This window comes from Methanobrevibacter filiformis, assembly GCF_001639265.1.
GTDB classification, from domain to species: Archaea; Methanobacteriota; Methanobacteria; order Methanobacteriales; family Methanobacteriaceae; genus Methanacia; species Methanacia filiformis.
Window position 1 is genome coordinate 1 of the sequence record NZ_LWMT01000250.1, and the last position, 15,179, is coordinate 15,179.

The following is a 15,179-nucleotide window of genomic DNA, read 5'->3' on the forward strand; positions in this document are numbered from 1 at the left end:
ACATAAAATTAAACAAACCAAAAACAATAAGAACAACTAAAAACAATTCAACAAAACCAACAAAATATTAAAAAAAACTCACATAAAAACACAAAAAATAAAGAAAAAATCAATAAAATAGAACAAATAAAGAAACATTAAATGCGAATCCTCAATTGTATATTTTAATGAACTATGGGTCCTTATTGTAAAAATAGCTTATTATTTGTAGTGTATTTGAATTATTAACAGTATGAAATACATTATCATTGTTGAAATATATTATTAATATAATGTAATATATTAATAACACTGCAACTTAATATTTTGTAAAATTAGTGCTGAAATCTATGAAAATAATAAAGATATTAAGTAGAAATTCTAGAAAAAAGAAAAAATAAAGGATAATAAAAATCAAAACATAATAGGTCCGCTGGGGTTCGAACCCAGGACCTCACGGTTATCAGCCGTGCGCTCTACCAGGCTGAGCCACGGACCTTCACATATTAATGAATATATACAATTCATAGTATTTAAAGTTATTTTATTTCTGATATTATTTAAAACTTTTTAATATAATAATAAATTTTTAAATATTAACTTTGAATACTTAAATATATATGACTTATTTAAATCTAAAATGCTATTCAACTTTTAGGATTTTATTATATATAATACTTTCGATTAATTTTTAAGCAATTTTATTATAATTTAGATGTTGATTTCGAAAAAATAAAAAATTTTTTCAAAATCCGTTTTAATCTATAAAAACTGATTTAACTTCACATGATAGGATTTTGCAAAATTTCTATTTTGCGAAATCAGTGTATTAAATTATTATTTTTTATTAATCATTTCATTAATAGAATCTGCCATTGCATGACCTTCTACTATGATTTCAACATTCCCAGCATCTTCGACTGATTCAGCTTGAGCTTTAGCATCAGCAGCCATTTTAGCTACACTCATACATCCAGGATTTGTAGGTTTTATTAAAATTTTAGTAGTTTCTCCATCGTTTTCAATACTTTGAACGATTCCCATTTCAACAATACTAACGCCCATATGGGGATCCTTAACTTTAGAAACTGCTTCTTTTATTTTATTTACTATCTCATCTGACATTAAATTCCTCCATTAAACTTAAAAATTTATTTAAATGATTTATAAATTAAAATAACATAATAAATAATCATATAATTAATAATATTGAATAATAAATTATTAAATAACTTTTAAACAAATTATTATCCTCTAAATTATTATTATAAATAATATTATTAATTTTATAACTATATCTTTTTAATTAGCTATATTTTTCATTTTATATTAGCCATATTTATTTTATATATTCATGAAAATTATCTGGTGTAGTTGTTTAGTAGTTCTTGGGGTCTTGTTAATATTACTAATTGTATTTTATTGTCTTAATTATAGTATTAATATTATTGTATCAGGTTAATAAATAGTTATTATTCAGTATTTATATTTTTTGCTTTTATTTTGAGTATTTGGGCTTTTGATTCATTGGATTTTGTTTTTACTTTAAAAATTCAATAGAATTCACTTTTACATAATTAATAATTTAAATAGCTAAAATTGTCTATGTTTTTATTTTAATTATTCTTTTTATTTTTTCCTATGTCTTACACGAATAGCTATTCCATTACTTGATTTTTTCATTTCTTCTCCAGATAAAACTGCTTTTCCAACTCCAACAACTGCATCGTCTTTTACTACAACTACTTCATCTTTTGGAATAATATTTTCATCTGCATCGCTTATTCCTGGAGAGAAAACAGTGTTGGTTTCAAGTTCAAAGTCGATTTTAACTGTTTTAAGATTGAGATTAGCTAATATTTCTCCACCTTTAAGACTTAATGAGTATAATCCTATATCTCTATTTAAAAGTGCAATTTGCTCATTATTTGAGAAAATCTTTCTATGATATCTTCCTTTAGCTATTACATCATCATCAATAAATTTTTCTCCTCCTTGTCCAAATTGGTAAATAGCTATTGATCGAAGCTCATTTAAAGTTCTGTCTCTTTTTTTAACTTTTGAGTATTTTTTTAACTTTTGGCGTAAATTATAAATGGAATCATGTGAGGTTGCTTTATTATCTTCACAGGTATAAATGCAGTCATCAAGATATTCTCTACAAACTTCTTCATATCCTCCAGAAACATTAGCTATCACAGTCTTGTCTTTTGTATACTTTTTAAGAAGTTCTCCAGCTATTTTTTTCTCTTCGAAGCTCCAATTTCCAGTAACTGCGACATCATAAGATTGTATTGGGTAAGTATTTTCCATTTCTCTTGGACATATTCCAAAAGGGGAAGTTAATATAAGTTCTTGAAAGCCTTTAGTAGCTTTTTTAAATATTTGATGTGATTTAGAATTGGAGTAAGGCTTTTTCATACTACATGGAAGAACCACAACAACATCACTTGGGCTTTTCATGTATTCCATCCTATTTCTCCATCTAACTACTTCTGGTCGATATAATGATTCTTCACTTGAACATATGACTTTCATAAATTGCCTCGACTATTATCAAAATTAATTACTATTATATTTAGTATTATTATTATTATCATTAATTCATTATTACTATTAATTTATTTAGTAATATTATTATTAATTTATTATTACTATTAATTTATTTAGTAATATTATTATTAATTTATTATTACTATTAATTTATTTAGTAATAGTATTGAAAATTATCATTGTATTAAAATATGGGTTTATATTTATTAGTAATATATTAAACATCTTACTTTTTAATTATGTTGATTTTTAAATAAAAAGTTCTTCATGCAATTTTTTAAGTCTTTTTATTGAGTATTCGGGATTTTGAACTGTGTTTTTCATTTTTTTAATCACGAATTCCAAGTCAACATTTTCAGATCCGTTTACAAGATTATCACTATGAGCAACAATTTTTTCTTCTAATGTTAAAGGAATGTAATCTTTTTCACCAAGACCTAATTCAATAGCTTCAGATTTTGGAATTCCTGATCCAATATGTCTTTCAATTATATTTGCAACTTCTTTTCCAAATCCATATTTAATAGCTATCTTTGATCCAATAATTCCATGACTTATTGTGTTGGTTCTTGATCTTCCAATGTCATGTAAAAGAGCTCCTTGCTTAATAAGTTCTTCATCAACATTAAAATTCTCAGATATTTCTTTAGTTCTTTCATAAACTGCTTTAGAGTGGTCAATGACCCATTCTGGAGTATTTTCTTTTTTTAAAATATCAATTATTTTGTAAGTATTCATATTATTGTCCTAAAACAGTTTAATCCTTTTAGAAAACTTTTAAAAATAGAGTATAATCTTTATTTAGCAGATAATCTTTATTAGTAAGTAATTATTATAATAAATTAATATGGATTTTAAAAATAGTTATTAGTATGTATATTATAATTTAATATAAAGATTAATTAATAGAAATAGGAAATAAACAATTCAAATTACTTTGCATTTTTCATTTTAAGTGCATTGTAATTGGTTTCATAATTTGTAATTTCTTCTTTAATCCTTTTTATGATACTATTATTCTCTTCAAATTTGATTTCTTCACCACATTCTGGACATATGAACCCATTCTCAGATGCTTCATCGAAAGTAAACCTTTGATGTTTTGTTTCACAAGTAAAGAACATAGTATTTTCTTCAAAATCAAGTAATACTTTTAGTTTGTCAATATGTTCTTTGTACTTGTCTTCAATATGATTAACAATGGTTTCAGAATCAAATTTCCAAGCATAAGTGTACCATTGTGTTTCAGGATCTTTACTTCGTTTATAGCTAGCAAGACCAGAATCATAAAGTTTATATAGTATTTTTCTAACAATATTTAACTTGATATTGGTTTTTTCAGCTATTTCTTCGTCAGTATTTGTTCCATCTAAAAGACATTGAACAATAACAAGGTTCTCATCTTCAATGATGTCATTTAAATATTCTCGAACTAATGGTTCTTTTAACATATATCTTCCTCTTAATACAACAGATAATAAGTATTATAAATGTAAATAGATAATAGTGGCATATTACAAAAAATAATTAATTTAGAATCCTTTTTAAAAACTTAATATAAATAGTTATTAATTATGTTATTTGTAAAAATTATTTTATTTAATACTATTACTTATGATTTTTATAGAATATATAATTAATGATTTAGACAGGAATATATAATCATAAATTAATATTTACTAATCATAATTTAAATAATAATTTTCGTGTAATATAGTATTACTTTTTAAGTTATTTATTTAGTTTATTTACTATGTTTCTAATAGTATATAAATTTTTTGAATAGAATCATGTTATTTTCAATATTTCTTAATATTGCTTTTTTAGTATTTTATACTCATTTATTCCGTATTATTACAGCAGGAGTATGTATGATTGAATTTAACATTTCTATAGTTATAGTTTCATTGTTACTTTCACCAGAACCTAAAATTTTCTTCATACTATAAAATGTTTCCATATTGTTTTCTAAAGTTTTCTGATACTTCTCAGACAAATTAGCTATTTCTAAAGCTGTGACTATTGGTATATCAGAGGAAGCTCCGATAGGTGTAGGACCAATGTTTTCGCTAAGCTGACCTAAAATATAAGCAAAAACACCTCCATTTAGTTTAATAGGAGCTAATGCTTCAGGTAAACCTGTAAAATAAGTATTTCTTAATTTATAAGTAGCATCAGTATCTACAATAAGAACTTTAACATCAATTCCCTTTTCTTTTTTAATTTTAATAGCTATTTCTTTAGCTATTTTGCTAGGATTCTCTGGAAGTAGTGAGACATAGGTTCCTGGAGCATTACTCAAATCAATACCTGCTTCTGAAGCAGGTTTCAGTCCATGTTTCAGTCCATACAATTTTAAAACAACCTCTTTATGTGCAGACGCTTCTGGAGGAAGTTTTCTAAGATTGTCTATGGTTCTCTTTTTTATTTTAAGAATTGGACCGAAGACATAGCCCCAAAGATATTTACTCCAAATAATAGCTAAGAATTTAGCTAAAAATCCAGGTCTATACTGTGATTCATCAACTACTCGTCCTTGTGAAATAGCTATTGGTGTTTCAGCAATTACTAAATAATCATTTTCCTCAATGACTTCTGTTGCAGGATTTAATATCTTATCTAAATTTTCATTTGGCTCAATATATCCTGTTTCAATAGGTATGATCCTATAATTATCAATAAATATATTTTTAGTCTTGCTATTGGCATTATTCTTATTCATGTAATCAGTTATCATATTAATTGGTTACTATATAATTAGTTATCATATTATTTAGTTAGTATGTATTCTATTCTTTATTTCTATTATATTTTCCCTAAAGTGTCTCCTCTAAGACCGCATCTTAATGTTTCAAGGGATGTTACATCGTTTGTAGATATATTTCCTAAGTTAACATCTCGACCGAATTTTAAAATGAAAAATATCTGCTGATCTTTATTAGGTGCTTCCCAAAGTATTTTATCTGGTTCTGTTACATTCTTTAGAATATAATCAACCTCATCTTCTTTAGCTACTCCATTTGCATCATAAATTCCGATGTTTTTTCCACCTTCTCTTGCTTCAACAATAACAATGTCAGATCCTGCCTTGATTTCTTCATTTATTGATTTAACTCGAGATTTAATGTTTATATCTAAATCCTCATTTGGATTTTTTTTACCTACTTCTGATAAAACATACAAATCTTTATTTTTAGCTTCTTTAATATATTTTAGCTTTTCTTCATTTGAAATAGTAGTACTTCCGTCTGATATTTCAATTGCCTTAAATCCCAAATCTTTAACTTCCTCAAAATATTGAGGTATTTTATTTTCCCTATAAGCTATTTCAAATAATGTTCCACCAGGATATGCAGTAATATTAAATGAGTTATACATAGCTATTTTGTTTTTTATAATTTCTTTATCATGTAATATTATGGTTCCCCATCCAAACTTCATTAAATCGATATAACTTCCAGAAATATCCACTAGGTCTTCCGCTGTTTTTATTCCAAGTCCTTTATCTAAAACCATGGTTAATCCAGAAATTCTAGGTTTAGATTGCCTTTTTTTTAGAAGAAAATCAAATGTATTCATTATTTAACCTCATTTAATTTTTAATTAATATCTTTTTGTTTTATAATTAATTTTAATATTAATAAAAGCATTCCTTATACTTAAAATGGTTTATTTTTGGAAATAGCTTTTGATCAAACTTTTTTTAAAAGTTTGTTTCATATTTAGATAATTGCTTTCACTATCCATAGTTCCTATTAATACTCTTTTAGTATTATACTCTTTTAGTATCTTGTTTATTAAATATATTAATCGGGTTTTTGTTTAAACTAATTATGCATAGTTGATATAATTAATATAATTAGTCATATTTGTCTTTAACTTATAAAAAATTTATTGTTTATGATTATGTTTATTGAATATTATTTTATTTTAATGAAAATAAGGCATATCTTAAATAATACTTATGATTAGATAATAATTAGTAATCAAAAGATGATTATATTTTGAATTAAATGAACTTAATTTAATCACTTTATTCAATGTAATTTATATATGTTGTCTTTACTTATAATTTCAGCTTTAAGCAATTATTATACTATTATGCTATTGATTCTTAGCTATTAGCTTGTTATTTTGCCTAATATCGAAATAAAATATCATGTTAATTTAATTTCTAATTTAACTTACAATTCAATTTGTTTGTGGATTAGTTTGTATTTTAATATTGTTTGTGGAGTTAGTTGGCTTTTGAAGTTAATTTGTGAGTTAATTTATATTTGTGGAATTTTATTAGTTTTATTTAAATCTTACTTGAATTAAACTCGCTGGTTTATTAAACTGTTTGGTTTATTAAATTGTTTGGTTTTATGTTATTAATAGGTAGTTATATCAAATATTATATATTGAGGAATTAATTATGGAAAAATCAGTTACATATTTTGAAAAACCTGGGGAATCTAATACTGATGAACTTATTAAATTGGTTAAAAGTAGATTAGAAGGATCTAATATTAAATATATAGCTATTGCATCTGTTTCAGGTGAATCAGCATTAAAATTAGATGATGTTATTGATGGGGTGAAAATTATCAATGTAACTCATCATGCAGGATTTAGAGATAAAAATAATCTTGAAATAAGTGAGGATAAGCGAGTAGAACTTGAAAAAAGAGGAATTTTAACTTTTGTAGGATCTCATGCTTTAAGTGGTGTTGGAAGGGGAATATCTAATAAGTTTGGTGGTGTTACTCCAGTAGAAATAATAGCTGCAAGCTTTAGAATGTTTTCACAGGGCATTAAAGTCTGTGCTGAAATTAGTATCATGTTAGCTGATGCAGGGCTTATTCCTGTTGGTGAAGAAATAATAGCTATTGGTGGAAATGCGCATGGTCTTGATTCTGCAGCTATTTTAACTCCTGCAAACATGACTAATGTATTTGACATGAAAATCCATGAAATAATTGCAATGCCTAGACCTTAAGATATTTGATTGATTTTCAGTAGTAATTTTGCTATTGTGATTATTAAATTTTAGGTTATTTAAAACTACTTATTTGTAAGCTTATTAACAAACTAATATTTCTTTGTAGTTAAACTTTTTCAATATTTCATTAAATTTTCTAACAATTTTATGTAAATGTAATGGTTTAACCGTTGCATTTAAATATAAGTTTGTACATATCTTATAATATATTATAATGTGGGGTTAGTAAGTGAAATTTATAGATGATGCGATAAAGGAATCGGAAAAAAGGACAGATAATAAACGTCCTGCAAAAATCTCCGCTGACCTCGATGATGATTTAATAGATGCTATAAAAAAAAGTAAAGCTAGAATCTTCGTCGTTGGTACTGGTGGAGCAGGTAACAATACTGTTTCACGATTAAACGAAATTGGTATTGATGGTGCTGAGACTATAACTGTAAATACGGATGCTCAAGATTTGTATTACAGTAATGCTGAAAAAAAGCTATTAATTGGTAGAAATACCTGTGGTGGTCTTGGTGCTGGTGGAGAACCTGATGTTGGAGAAGAATGTGCTGAAGAAAGCGAAGATCTGATTAAAGATGAGCTTGAAATAGCTGACATGGTTTTTGTAACTTGTGGGCTTGGAGGTGGAACTGGAACTGGTTCTGCACCAATCATATCTAAGTTAGCTAAAAAAGCAGGAGCATTGACTGTTGCTGTTGCAACCATGCCATTTTCAGCTGAAGGAATCAGAAGACGTGAGAATGCTGAAAAAGGTCTTAAAAAACTTCAGGAAAATGCGGATACTGTAATTGTAATACCTAATGACAAGTTATTAGAAGTTGCACCGAATCTTCCTTTAGGTAAGGCTTTCATGGTTTCAGATGAAATTTTAGGCAGGGCTGTTAAAGGTATAACCGAACTTATTTCTAAAAAAGCATTAGTTAGTTTGGATTTTGCCGATATTAAAAGCATCATGAAAAGTTCTGGCATGGCAATGATTGGTATGGGAGAATCTGACTCTGGAGACAGAGCATTAGAATCTGTACATGAAGCACTCAATAGTCCATTACTTGATCTTGATATATCTGATGCTAAACGAGCACTTATCAATATATCAGGTAGTTCAGATCTTACATTGCATGAAGCTGAAAAAATTGTACAAACTATTGCTGATAAACTAGACCCTGAAGCTAACATCATTTGGGGAGCTCAAATTGATGATGATTTACAACATGTAATAAGAACCACTATTGTTGTTGCTGGAGTCAAGTCACATAGTATGTACTTTGAAAAACCAGAACGTTTAGATGATAATCTTGATGTTCCTGAACATGAGGATGCTCCTGTAGCAATAGATCCTTTGGAAGACTTCCTTGATGGATCATTTTAGAATTCTTCAAAGAATTTTTAAATTAAATTAATTGGTTAAATATATTTAATATTTAGTTAAATTATTTAGATAGGTTATTTAGATAACTTATTTTAAATTAAACATTATTTATTTTAATTTAGATAACTTATTTTGATAATAATTTAATTAAGTTTAGTACTTCTTGTTTGATAATTGAAGTAGCAATAAATTAAATTATTGTATGATTTAATTTATAATTTATTTTTAACAGCTAAACACTCAATAGCTACTTTTTTTAACCATTATCTACTTTCCTAACTATTATCTATGTTTCTTATTAATTTTTAGGATATTATTTAGGATATTACTAAACTTTTACAATTTTTATAAAACTATTAAGTATCATTTATTAGTTATAAATTAGTTTGTTAAATAACAAATCTAATTGTAGCAATGGAAAAATATATAACTCTTATAAAATATAAATATATAAATCCTAAATTTATTATTTAATAATTTTATTAATAAATAGCTTTTAAATAATAAATAACTTTAAATCAATATTATTTTAGTAAATTTGTTAATCAATAACTTTCAAGTTATTATTTATTTAATTAATATTTGGATTAATTAAACTTAGGTATTTTATTTAAACTTATTATTAAATATAACAGGGAATTTTCATGAATATTCAAAAATCAGTTAATAGTTTTCTAAAACAATGTAAAAGAGTGTTAAAAGTAGCAAAAAAACCAACTACGGAAGAATATCTTAACTTTTCAAAGATTACTGCAATTGGAATAGCAATCATAGGAGTTATTGGTTTCGTTATTGTTTTAATAGCTCAATTAGCAGGTGTTTAATTTAATTGTAATTTATTATAACTTATTTGTGAGTTAAATTCTTTATTTTAGATTAATAAACTGCCTATTTTACTTAGTTAGGTTATTTAGCTATTAATTAGTTTTTTAGCTATTAAAATTGTTTAGCTATTAATTAGTTTTTTAGCTATTAAAATTGTTTAGCTATTGAAGTTGTTTTGCTATTAATAATATAGTTTAATACTTAATCTATATTTTTTCATACTTAATTTTTTTTAATTATTATTTTTTAATTATTAAAATATATATATAGGTTAAGTCAAAGTACAAATGTATTGTAATATTATATTAATTTTATAATGATTCTGTTTTTATTTAAATCTTTTAATTGAGTTATTATTTATTTGATATTCACTTATTGGTTTATTTATAGAATTAATTAAAGTATTATATGATATTGTGATTAAATTAAACTTTATTAGTTAATTGAATTGTTAATTATCTTTGTTAAGTTGTTATGAGAATCTATTAAATTACTATTCGTTTGATAGAATTAGTATTTGGGTTCAATTAAATAATAACATTATTTAGCTTATTAATTGCAATTTATAATTAATTGGATTAGATTTTAATTAGTATAAGGTGTTTTATACATGGAAGATTTAAAAAATTCCATATATGCTCTTAAGACTTCTGCAGGTCAAGAGAGAAATGTGGCTAGGTTGTTAGCTAGAAAAGCCAATGAAAGTGGAGTCGGCATAACTGCTATTATCGTACCTGAATCCTTAAAAGGTTATGTGTTAGTTGAATCTTCAACAAAAATTGATATGCAGAATCCTGCATTGAAAATTCCTCACCTTCGTGGTGTTGTTGAAGGTAAGGGTGCAGATAATAATGGAAATATCATTAGTTTCGATGAAGTCAAAAAATTCTTAAAACCAGAACCAATTATATCTTCTATTAAAAAAGGAAGTATTGTGGAACTTATTTCAGGTCCTTTCAAAGGAGAACGGGCAAAAGTGGTTCGTATTGATGAATCTCGTGAAGAAGTTGTTTTGGAATTAATTGAAGCAGCTGTTCCTATTCCTGTTACTGTTAAAGCTGATCAAATTAGAATTATTCAAAAGGAGGCTGACTAATGGCTAAAAGTACTGTTGAAATTCTTATAGAAGGTGGAACTGCAACTCCAGGTCCTCCACTTGGACCTGCACTTGGACCATTTGGTATTAATATGATGCAAGTAGTTGAAGGGATCAACTCTAAAACTGCTGACTTTAAAGGTATGAAAGTACCTGTTAAGGTTATAATTGATGGTGATACTAAAGAATTTGAAATTGAAATTGGTACTCCTCCAACAACTGCATTGATTATGGATGAACTTAAAATAGAGAAAGCTTCTCAAGACCCTGGTTTAGATAAAATCGCTGATTTGTCTGTAGAACAAGCATTAAAAATAGCTAGGATGAAATTCGATTCATTACTTGCAAACAGCTACAAACAAGGTGCTAAAGAAGTAATGGGTACTTGTGTAAGTATGGGTATTACTGTAGACGGGAAAGACCCACGTGACACACAAAAAGCAGTTGATGCTGGAGAATATGATAGTATTTTAGTTGAATAAGATGATTAAGTATTTTATTACTTATTAATCATTTAAAATTAATACTATCTATTATATCAACATTATTAAATAAAAACAAGATAAAAATATTTAAATATTCTAAAATATGGTTTATATTAATTTATATTTAAATATTCTAAAATATAGTTTATATTAATTTATATTTAAATATTCTAAAATATGGTTTATATTTAAATATTCTAAAATATGGTTTATATTTATATATCTTAAAATATAATTATATTAAATAAATTATTAAGTTTTGTAAATAGTGATATTTATAAAAATTTATGATGACTGTTACGTTTATATGCAATGTAGATGATTCTACATAATATATCAATGTAGTATAATCCATAGTTTATATTTAATATTCTAGTTTTGAATATTTTTTAAATTTACACTTAATTATACTTTAATTGGATATGTAGTTGATATATTGTTTTTTAATTCATGTGATTGTTTTATTTAACTTGAATGCTACTATTTTAATAGCTATTAGATCTTAATATTTTTAGCTATTAGATGTTAGCAATTATTAGTTAATTCAACTACTCATGAACTGATGAATATCCATTTAGGGAGCTTTAATTAAAGTTCCTGGAGGATTTATATGACACAAGAAATATTAGAAGCAGTGAAGAAGGCTAAAGATGAATCCAAGCCGAGAAACTTCACACAATCTATTGATGTTATAATTAATATCAAAGATTTGGATGTCAGAAAACCAGAAAATCGGTTTGATGAGGAAGTTTCTCTTCCTAAAGGACGTGGTAAAGACGTGAAAATCGGCTTTATCGCTGACGGGGAATTGGCGGTTTCAGCTAAAAGCGCTGGTATAGATCTTGTCATAACTAAAGAAGGGCTTGAAGAAATTGGTAAAGATAGAAAGCAAGCTAAAAAGCTAGCTAATCAATATGATTTCTTTGTAGCTCAAGCAGATATGATGCCACTTGTAGGTAGATTCTTAGGTCCAGTTTTAGGTCCAAGGAAAAAAATGCCTAAACCTGTTCCTGCAGGTATTAAAGTTGAACCTTTAATTGCAAGGTTACAATCTACAGTTAAAATTGGTGTTAAAAGCCAGGCAACTATCCAAACTTTAGTTGGTGTACAAACTATGTCAGACGATGATATAGCTGAGAATATTGATGCGGTTCTCACAGTCTTAGATCACAATTTAGAGAAAGGAAGAAATCAGATAAAATCCATGTTTATTAAAACAACAATGGGTTCAGTAGTGAGGGTGATTTAATGGCTCACATTGCTGAATGGAAAAAGGATGAGGTTCGAGACCTTAAAGATTTAATAAACTCTCATGATGTAATAGGTATTGTTGATTTACTTAATATTCCATCTAGACAAATGCAAAAAATGAGACAAAGCTTAAAAGACAAAGCTTTAATTAGAATGTCTAAAAAGAATCTCATGGAACTTGCTTTTAAAGAGTCTAATAAAGAAAAAGTTATAGAGCTTTCTCCTTTCATGGAAGGGCAACCAGCAATAGTCTTTACAGAATTAAATCCTTTTAGACTTTATAAAATCTTAGAGGATAGTAAGACTGCAGCTCCTGCTAAAGCAGGGTCAACAGCTGGATCTGATATAATTGTTCCTGCAGGTGACACTGGTTTTGAACCAGGTCCATTTTTAGGTGAACTTCAGCAAGTTGGAGTTCCAGCAAAGATTGATAAAGGAAAAATCGTAATTAACAAAGATCATGTTATTGTTAAAGCTGGAGAAGTTGTTTCTCGTGAAGTAGCAAGTACTTTAACCAGACTAGACATTCTTCCTATGGAAGTAGGAATTGATCTTAGAGCAGTGTTTGAAGAAGAATCTATTTACACTTCTGATGTTTTAACAATTGATGAAGAGCAAACCTTAGCAAATGTTCGAGCTGCATTTACTGGTGCATTTAATTTATCTGTTAATGCAGCTATACCTACAACAAAAACTATCTCTGCTATTATAGGTAATGCTCACAGCAAAGCATTTAACTTAGGAGTTAACGCAGCTATTGTTACTGATGAAACCACAGATGTTTTACTTGCTTTAGCTCAATCTCAATTATTAGCTATTGCATCAGCGATTTCAGGATCTGAAGATGCTTTAAGTGAAAAAGTATCTGATTTACTTGCTAATCGTCCAACAGCAGCTGTAGCAGCTCCAAGTGATGCTCCTAAAGAAGAAGTTGTTGAAGAGGAAGAAGAAGAGGAAGCAACCGAAGAGGAAGCAGCAGCAGGTCTTGGTGCTCTTTTCGGCTAAGCTTTATCTAAACTCTATCTAAGATTTAATTTAATCTTAAAATTAAGGATTTAAGAGTTTGATTTATTTAAAAACCATTATTGGCTATTTAAACCTCAATGGTTCTAAATATTTAACTTAGATATTAAAAAATGTGATAAAACACATTAATAATTTAATAATATACAAGGTGAAAACATGGAATATATTTATGCAGCAATGTTATTACACAGTGCAGATCAAGATATTAATGAAGGAAATGTGAAGAAAATTATTGATGCAGCTGGATTAACTGCAGACGATACTAGAATCAAAGCTTTAATTGCAGCTTTAGAAGATGTAGATATTGAAGAAGCTATTGAAACTAGTACTTTCGCAGCAGCTCCCGCAGCAGCTCCTGTAGCAGCTGAAGCTCCTGCTCAAGAGGAAGAAGAAGAGGAAGAAGAGGAAGAAGCAACTGAGGAAGAAGCAGCAGCTGGATTAGGTGCTCTCTTCGGATAGATTTTTAATCTATCTCTTTATTCCTATTCATTTTTCTATTTCTATTATTTTTTTATTTCTATTATTTTTTTATTTCTATTATTTTTTTATTTCTATTATTTTTATGTTCTATTATTTAATTTAACTAATTAATTAGTTGATTAATTGGGAGAATACAATATTTTTTCTAATTTATTAGTACTATTATTCATATTCTACTGTTTTTTATTATTTTGTTCAATTATATTGCTAAACAACATTTAATAGGTAAATTCACTGCAAAAAAATTTCTTTTTCGGGGAGGTATATTTAAAACAAAAAATTAATTAATAAAAAAGAATAAATTCATATTAAAAATGTATTTCTTGAATATAAAATAAAAGAAATAAGATCATATAATAAAATTAGTTGATAATATGAAATATTTATTCATTGATGAAAGTGGAGACTTGGGAATAAAAGGTTCCAAGTACATTGTAATTTCTGCAATTTTAGTAGAAAATACCAATGAATTAAATAGAATCATAAAAAACATGCGAAGAAACAAATTCAAGAAAGAGTTAAAAAATATTAATGAAATAAAAGGATATGCATGTTCATCTGAAATTATTAAAAAAACTTAATAAAACAAATTCCAAAATATACACAGTTATTTTTGATAAAAGAAAATATTATAATGATTTTGATAAAAATAAGCTTTACAATAAATTAGTAGGAATTTTAGCAGAACATTTGAAAATTAATTCCAATTTAACAGTTAGAATTGATAGATCCAAAGCAAATACCAGAGACATGGAAATATTTAATAAATATTTTGAGAAAAAATTGAGCTTAAAAAATGAGCTCAAATTGAAAATTTTTCATAGCTACTCTCATGAGTGGAACGGGCTGCAAATTATTGATATTATTGCTTGGTCTTATTTTCAAAAATATGAAAATCAAAAATCAGAATTTATAGACATAATAAAATTAGAAACAAAAATAATAGAAGCAAATTAAAGAAAAAGTATAAATTTTACCCAAAGGCCAGAACCTAGTGTCATGACAACTTAATTTTAAAATATTTATATATGATGATATTCATATTATACTATATGAAACAGAGAAGAGTAGAGCTTGATGATGAGGAGGATGTTTGTTTAAAAAAGATGGTTAAAAAAGAAA

15 protein-coding genes, 1 tRNA gene and 1 pseudogene are annotated in these 15,179 nt (G+C 26.6%); 10 read left to right on the forward strand and 7 right to left on the reverse strand.

Annotated features, from left to right (window positions below; all coding sequences use genetic code 11):
• Nucleotides 1–404: 404 nt before the first annotated feature.
• From MBFIL_RS07505 to comA, 7 genes are all read right to left on the reverse strand, one after another.
• Nucleotides 405–478 (reverse strand) — tRNA-Ile (locus tag MBFIL_RS07505).
• Between the two features lie 338 nt (nucleotides 479–816).
• A complete protein-coding gene (locus MBFIL_RS07510) occupies nucleotides 817–1,104 on the reverse strand; it encodes an iron-sulfur cluster assembly protein (RefSeq protein WP_066973160.1) in 288 nt (95 codons plus the stop codon).
• Nucleotides 1,105–1,608: 504 nt separating this feature from the next.
• A complete protein-coding gene (locus MBFIL_RS07515; protein ID WP_066973165.1) occupies nucleotides 1,609–2,517 on the reverse strand; it encodes a DUF5591 domain-containing protein in 909 nt (302 codons plus the stop codon).
• A gap of 264 nt (nucleotides 2,518–2,781) precedes the next feature.
• Nucleotides 2,782–3,270, reverse strand: a complete 489-nt coding sequence (locus MBFIL_RS07520; RefSeq protein WP_066973167.1) for a TIGR00295 family protein — start codon at nucleotides 3,268–3,270, stop codon at nucleotides 2,782–2,784.
• A gap of 194 nt (nucleotides 3,271–3,464) precedes the next feature.
• The gene (tfe, locus tag MBFIL_RS07525; RefSeq protein WP_066973168.1) at nucleotides 3,465–3,983 is read right to left on the reverse strand and encodes a transcription factor E; all 519 of its coding nucleotides are present in this window, start codon (nucleotides 3,981–3,983) and stop codon (nucleotides 3,465–3,467) included.
• Nucleotides 3,984–4,369: 386 nt separating this feature from the next.
• Nucleotides 4,370–5,254, reverse strand: coding sequence for a coenzyme F420-0:L-glutamate ligase (locus MBFIL_RS07530; protein ID WP_066973191.1), 885 nt, complete (start codon nucleotides 5,252–5,254; stop codon nucleotides 4,370–4,372).
• Between the two features lie 83 nt (nucleotides 5,255–5,337).
• Nucleotides 5,338–6,111, reverse strand: coding sequence for a phosphosulfolactate synthase (gene comA, locus MBFIL_RS07535; RefSeq protein WP_066973169.1), 774 nt, complete (start codon nucleotides 6,109–6,111; stop codon nucleotides 5,338–5,340).
• An 838-nt stretch (nucleotides 6,112–6,949) separates the two neighbouring features.
• Between comA and MBFIL_RS07540 the strand changes: the two genes are divergently transcribed.
• The 10 genes and pseudogenes from MBFIL_RS07540 (at nucleotide 6,950) to MBFIL_RS10875 (ending at nucleotide 15,014) form a co-directional block, all read left to right on the forward strand.
• Nucleotides 6,950–7,513 carry a pyruvate kinase alpha/beta domain-containing protein gene (locus MBFIL_RS07540; RefSeq protein WP_066973171.1) on the forward strand — a complete coding sequence of 188 codons (564 nt, stop codon included), beginning with the start codon at nucleotides 6,950–6,952 and terminating at the stop codon, nucleotides 7,511–7,513.
• 232 nt (nucleotides 7,514–7,745) lie between these two features.
• Nucleotides 7,746–8,781 (forward strand): annotated as a pseudogene (ftsZ, locus tag MBFIL_RS07545) (cell division protein FtsZ); the annotation flags it as partial.
• Between the two features lie 757 nt (nucleotides 8,782–9,538).
• Nucleotides 9,539–9,718 (forward strand): protein translocase SEC61 complex subunit gamma, encoded by a 180-nt coding sequence (locus MBFIL_RS07550; protein WP_066973173.1) that lies wholly within the window; start codon nucleotides 9,539–9,541, stop codon nucleotides 9,716–9,718.
• Between the two features lie 611 nt (nucleotides 9,719–10,329).
• Nucleotides 10,330–10,815 (forward strand): transcription elongation factor Spt5, encoded by a 486-nt coding sequence (locus MBFIL_RS07555; protein ID WP_066973174.1) that lies wholly within the window; start codon nucleotides 10,330–10,332, stop codon nucleotides 10,813–10,815.
• Entirely contained in the window at nucleotides 10,815–11,297 is a 483-nt protein-coding gene (locus MBFIL_RS07560) for a 50S ribosomal protein L11 (protein ID WP_066973175.1), read from the forward strand. Before MBFIL_RS07555 ends, MBFIL_RS07560 begins: the two co-directional genes overlap by 1 nt.
• Before the next feature lie 613 nt (nucleotides 11,298–11,910).
• A complete protein-coding gene (locus tag MBFIL_RS07565; RefSeq protein ID WP_066973177.1) occupies nucleotides 11,911–12,549 on the forward strand; it encodes a 50S ribosomal protein L1 in 639 nt (212 codons plus the stop codon).
• The gene (locus MBFIL_RS07570; RefSeq protein ID WP_066973180.1) at nucleotides 12,549–13,556 is read left to right on the forward strand and encodes a 50S ribosomal protein L10; all 1,008 of its coding nucleotides are present in this window, start codon (nucleotides 12,549–12,551) and stop codon (nucleotides 13,554–13,556) included. The genes MBFIL_RS07565 and MBFIL_RS07570 overlap by 1 nt, the downstream gene beginning before the upstream one ends.
• 177 nt (nucleotides 13,557–13,733) lie before the next feature.
• Nucleotides 13,734–14,036 carry a 50S ribosomal protein P1 gene (rpl12p, locus tag MBFIL_RS07575; RefSeq protein WP_066973184.1) on the forward strand — a complete coding sequence of 101 codons (303 nt, stop codon included), beginning with the start codon at nucleotides 13,734–13,736 and terminating at the stop codon, nucleotides 14,034–14,036.
• Nucleotides 14,037–14,431: 395 nt separating this feature from the next.
• Nucleotides 14,432–14,638 (forward strand): DUF3800 domain-containing protein, encoded by a 207-nt coding sequence (locus tag MBFIL_RS07580; RefSeq protein ID WP_066973186.1) that lies wholly within the window; start codon nucleotides 14,432–14,434, stop codon nucleotides 14,636–14,638.
• Complete coding sequence (locus tag MBFIL_RS10875; protein ID WP_066973189.1) at nucleotides 14,604–15,014, forward strand: DUF3800 domain-containing protein; 411 nt, start codon at nucleotides 14,604–14,606, stop codon at nucleotides 15,012–15,014. Before MBFIL_RS07580 ends, MBFIL_RS10875 begins: the two co-directional genes overlap by 35 nt.
• The last annotated feature ends 165 nt before the right edge of the window (nucleotides 15,015–15,179 follow it).

Bases quoted from the DNA above. Each gene is read 5' to 3' on its own strand.
- MBFIL_RS07510 (WP_066973160.1), bottom strand. From the start codon at position 1,104: ATGTCAGATGAGATAGTAAATAAAATAAAAGAAGCAGTTTCTAAAGTT.
- MBFIL_RS07515 (WP_066973165.1), bottom strand. From the start codon at position 2,517: ATGAAAGTCATATGTTCAAGTGAAGAATCATTATATCGACCAGAAGTA.
- MBFIL_RS07520 (WP_066973167.1), bottom strand. From the start codon at position 3,270: ATGAATACTTACAAAATAATTGATATTTTAAAAAAAGAAAATACTCCA.
- tfe (WP_066973168.1), bottom strand. From the start codon at position 3,983: ATGTTAAAAGAACCATTAGTTCGAGAATATTTAAATGACATCATTGAA.
- MBFIL_RS07530 (WP_066973191.1), bottom strand. From the start codon at position 5,254: ATGAATAAGAATAATGCCAATAGCAAGACTAAAAATATATTTATTGAT.
- comA (WP_066973169.1), bottom strand. From the start codon at position 6,111: ATGAATACATTTGATTTTCTTCTAAAAAAAAGGCAATCTAAACCTAGA.
- MBFIL_RS07540 (WP_066973171.1), top strand. From the start codon at position 6,950: ATGGAAAAATCAGTTACATATTTTGAAAAACCTGGGGAATCTAATACT.
- MBFIL_RS07550 (WP_066973173.1), top strand. From the start codon at position 9,539: ATGAATATTCAAAAATCAGTTAATAGTTTTCTAAAACAATGTAAAAGA.
- MBFIL_RS07555 (WP_066973174.1), top strand. From the start codon at position 10,330: ATGGAAGATTTAAAAAATTCCATATATGCTCTTAAGACTTCTGCAGGT.
- MBFIL_RS07560 (WP_066973175.1), top strand. From the start codon at position 10,815: ATGGCTAAAAGTACTGTTGAAATTCTTATAGAAGGTGGAACTGCAACT.
- MBFIL_RS07565 (WP_066973177.1), top strand. From the start codon at position 11,911: ATGACACAAGAAATATTAGAAGCAGTGAAGAAGGCTAAAGATGAATCC.
- MBFIL_RS07570 (WP_066973180.1), top strand. From the start codon at position 12,549: ATGGCTCACATTGCTGAATGGAAAAAGGATGAGGTTCGAGACCTTAAA.
- rpl12p (WP_066973184.1), top strand. From the start codon at position 13,734: ATGGAATATATTTATGCAGCAATGTTATTACACAGTGCAGATCAAGAT.
- MBFIL_RS07580 (WP_066973186.1), top strand. From the start codon at position 14,432: ATGAAATATTTATTCATTGATGAAAGTGGAGACTTGGGAATAAAAGGT.
- MBFIL_RS10875 (WP_066973189.1), top strand. From the start codon at position 14,604: ATGCATGTTCATCTGAAATTATTAAAAAAACTTAATAAAACAAATTCC.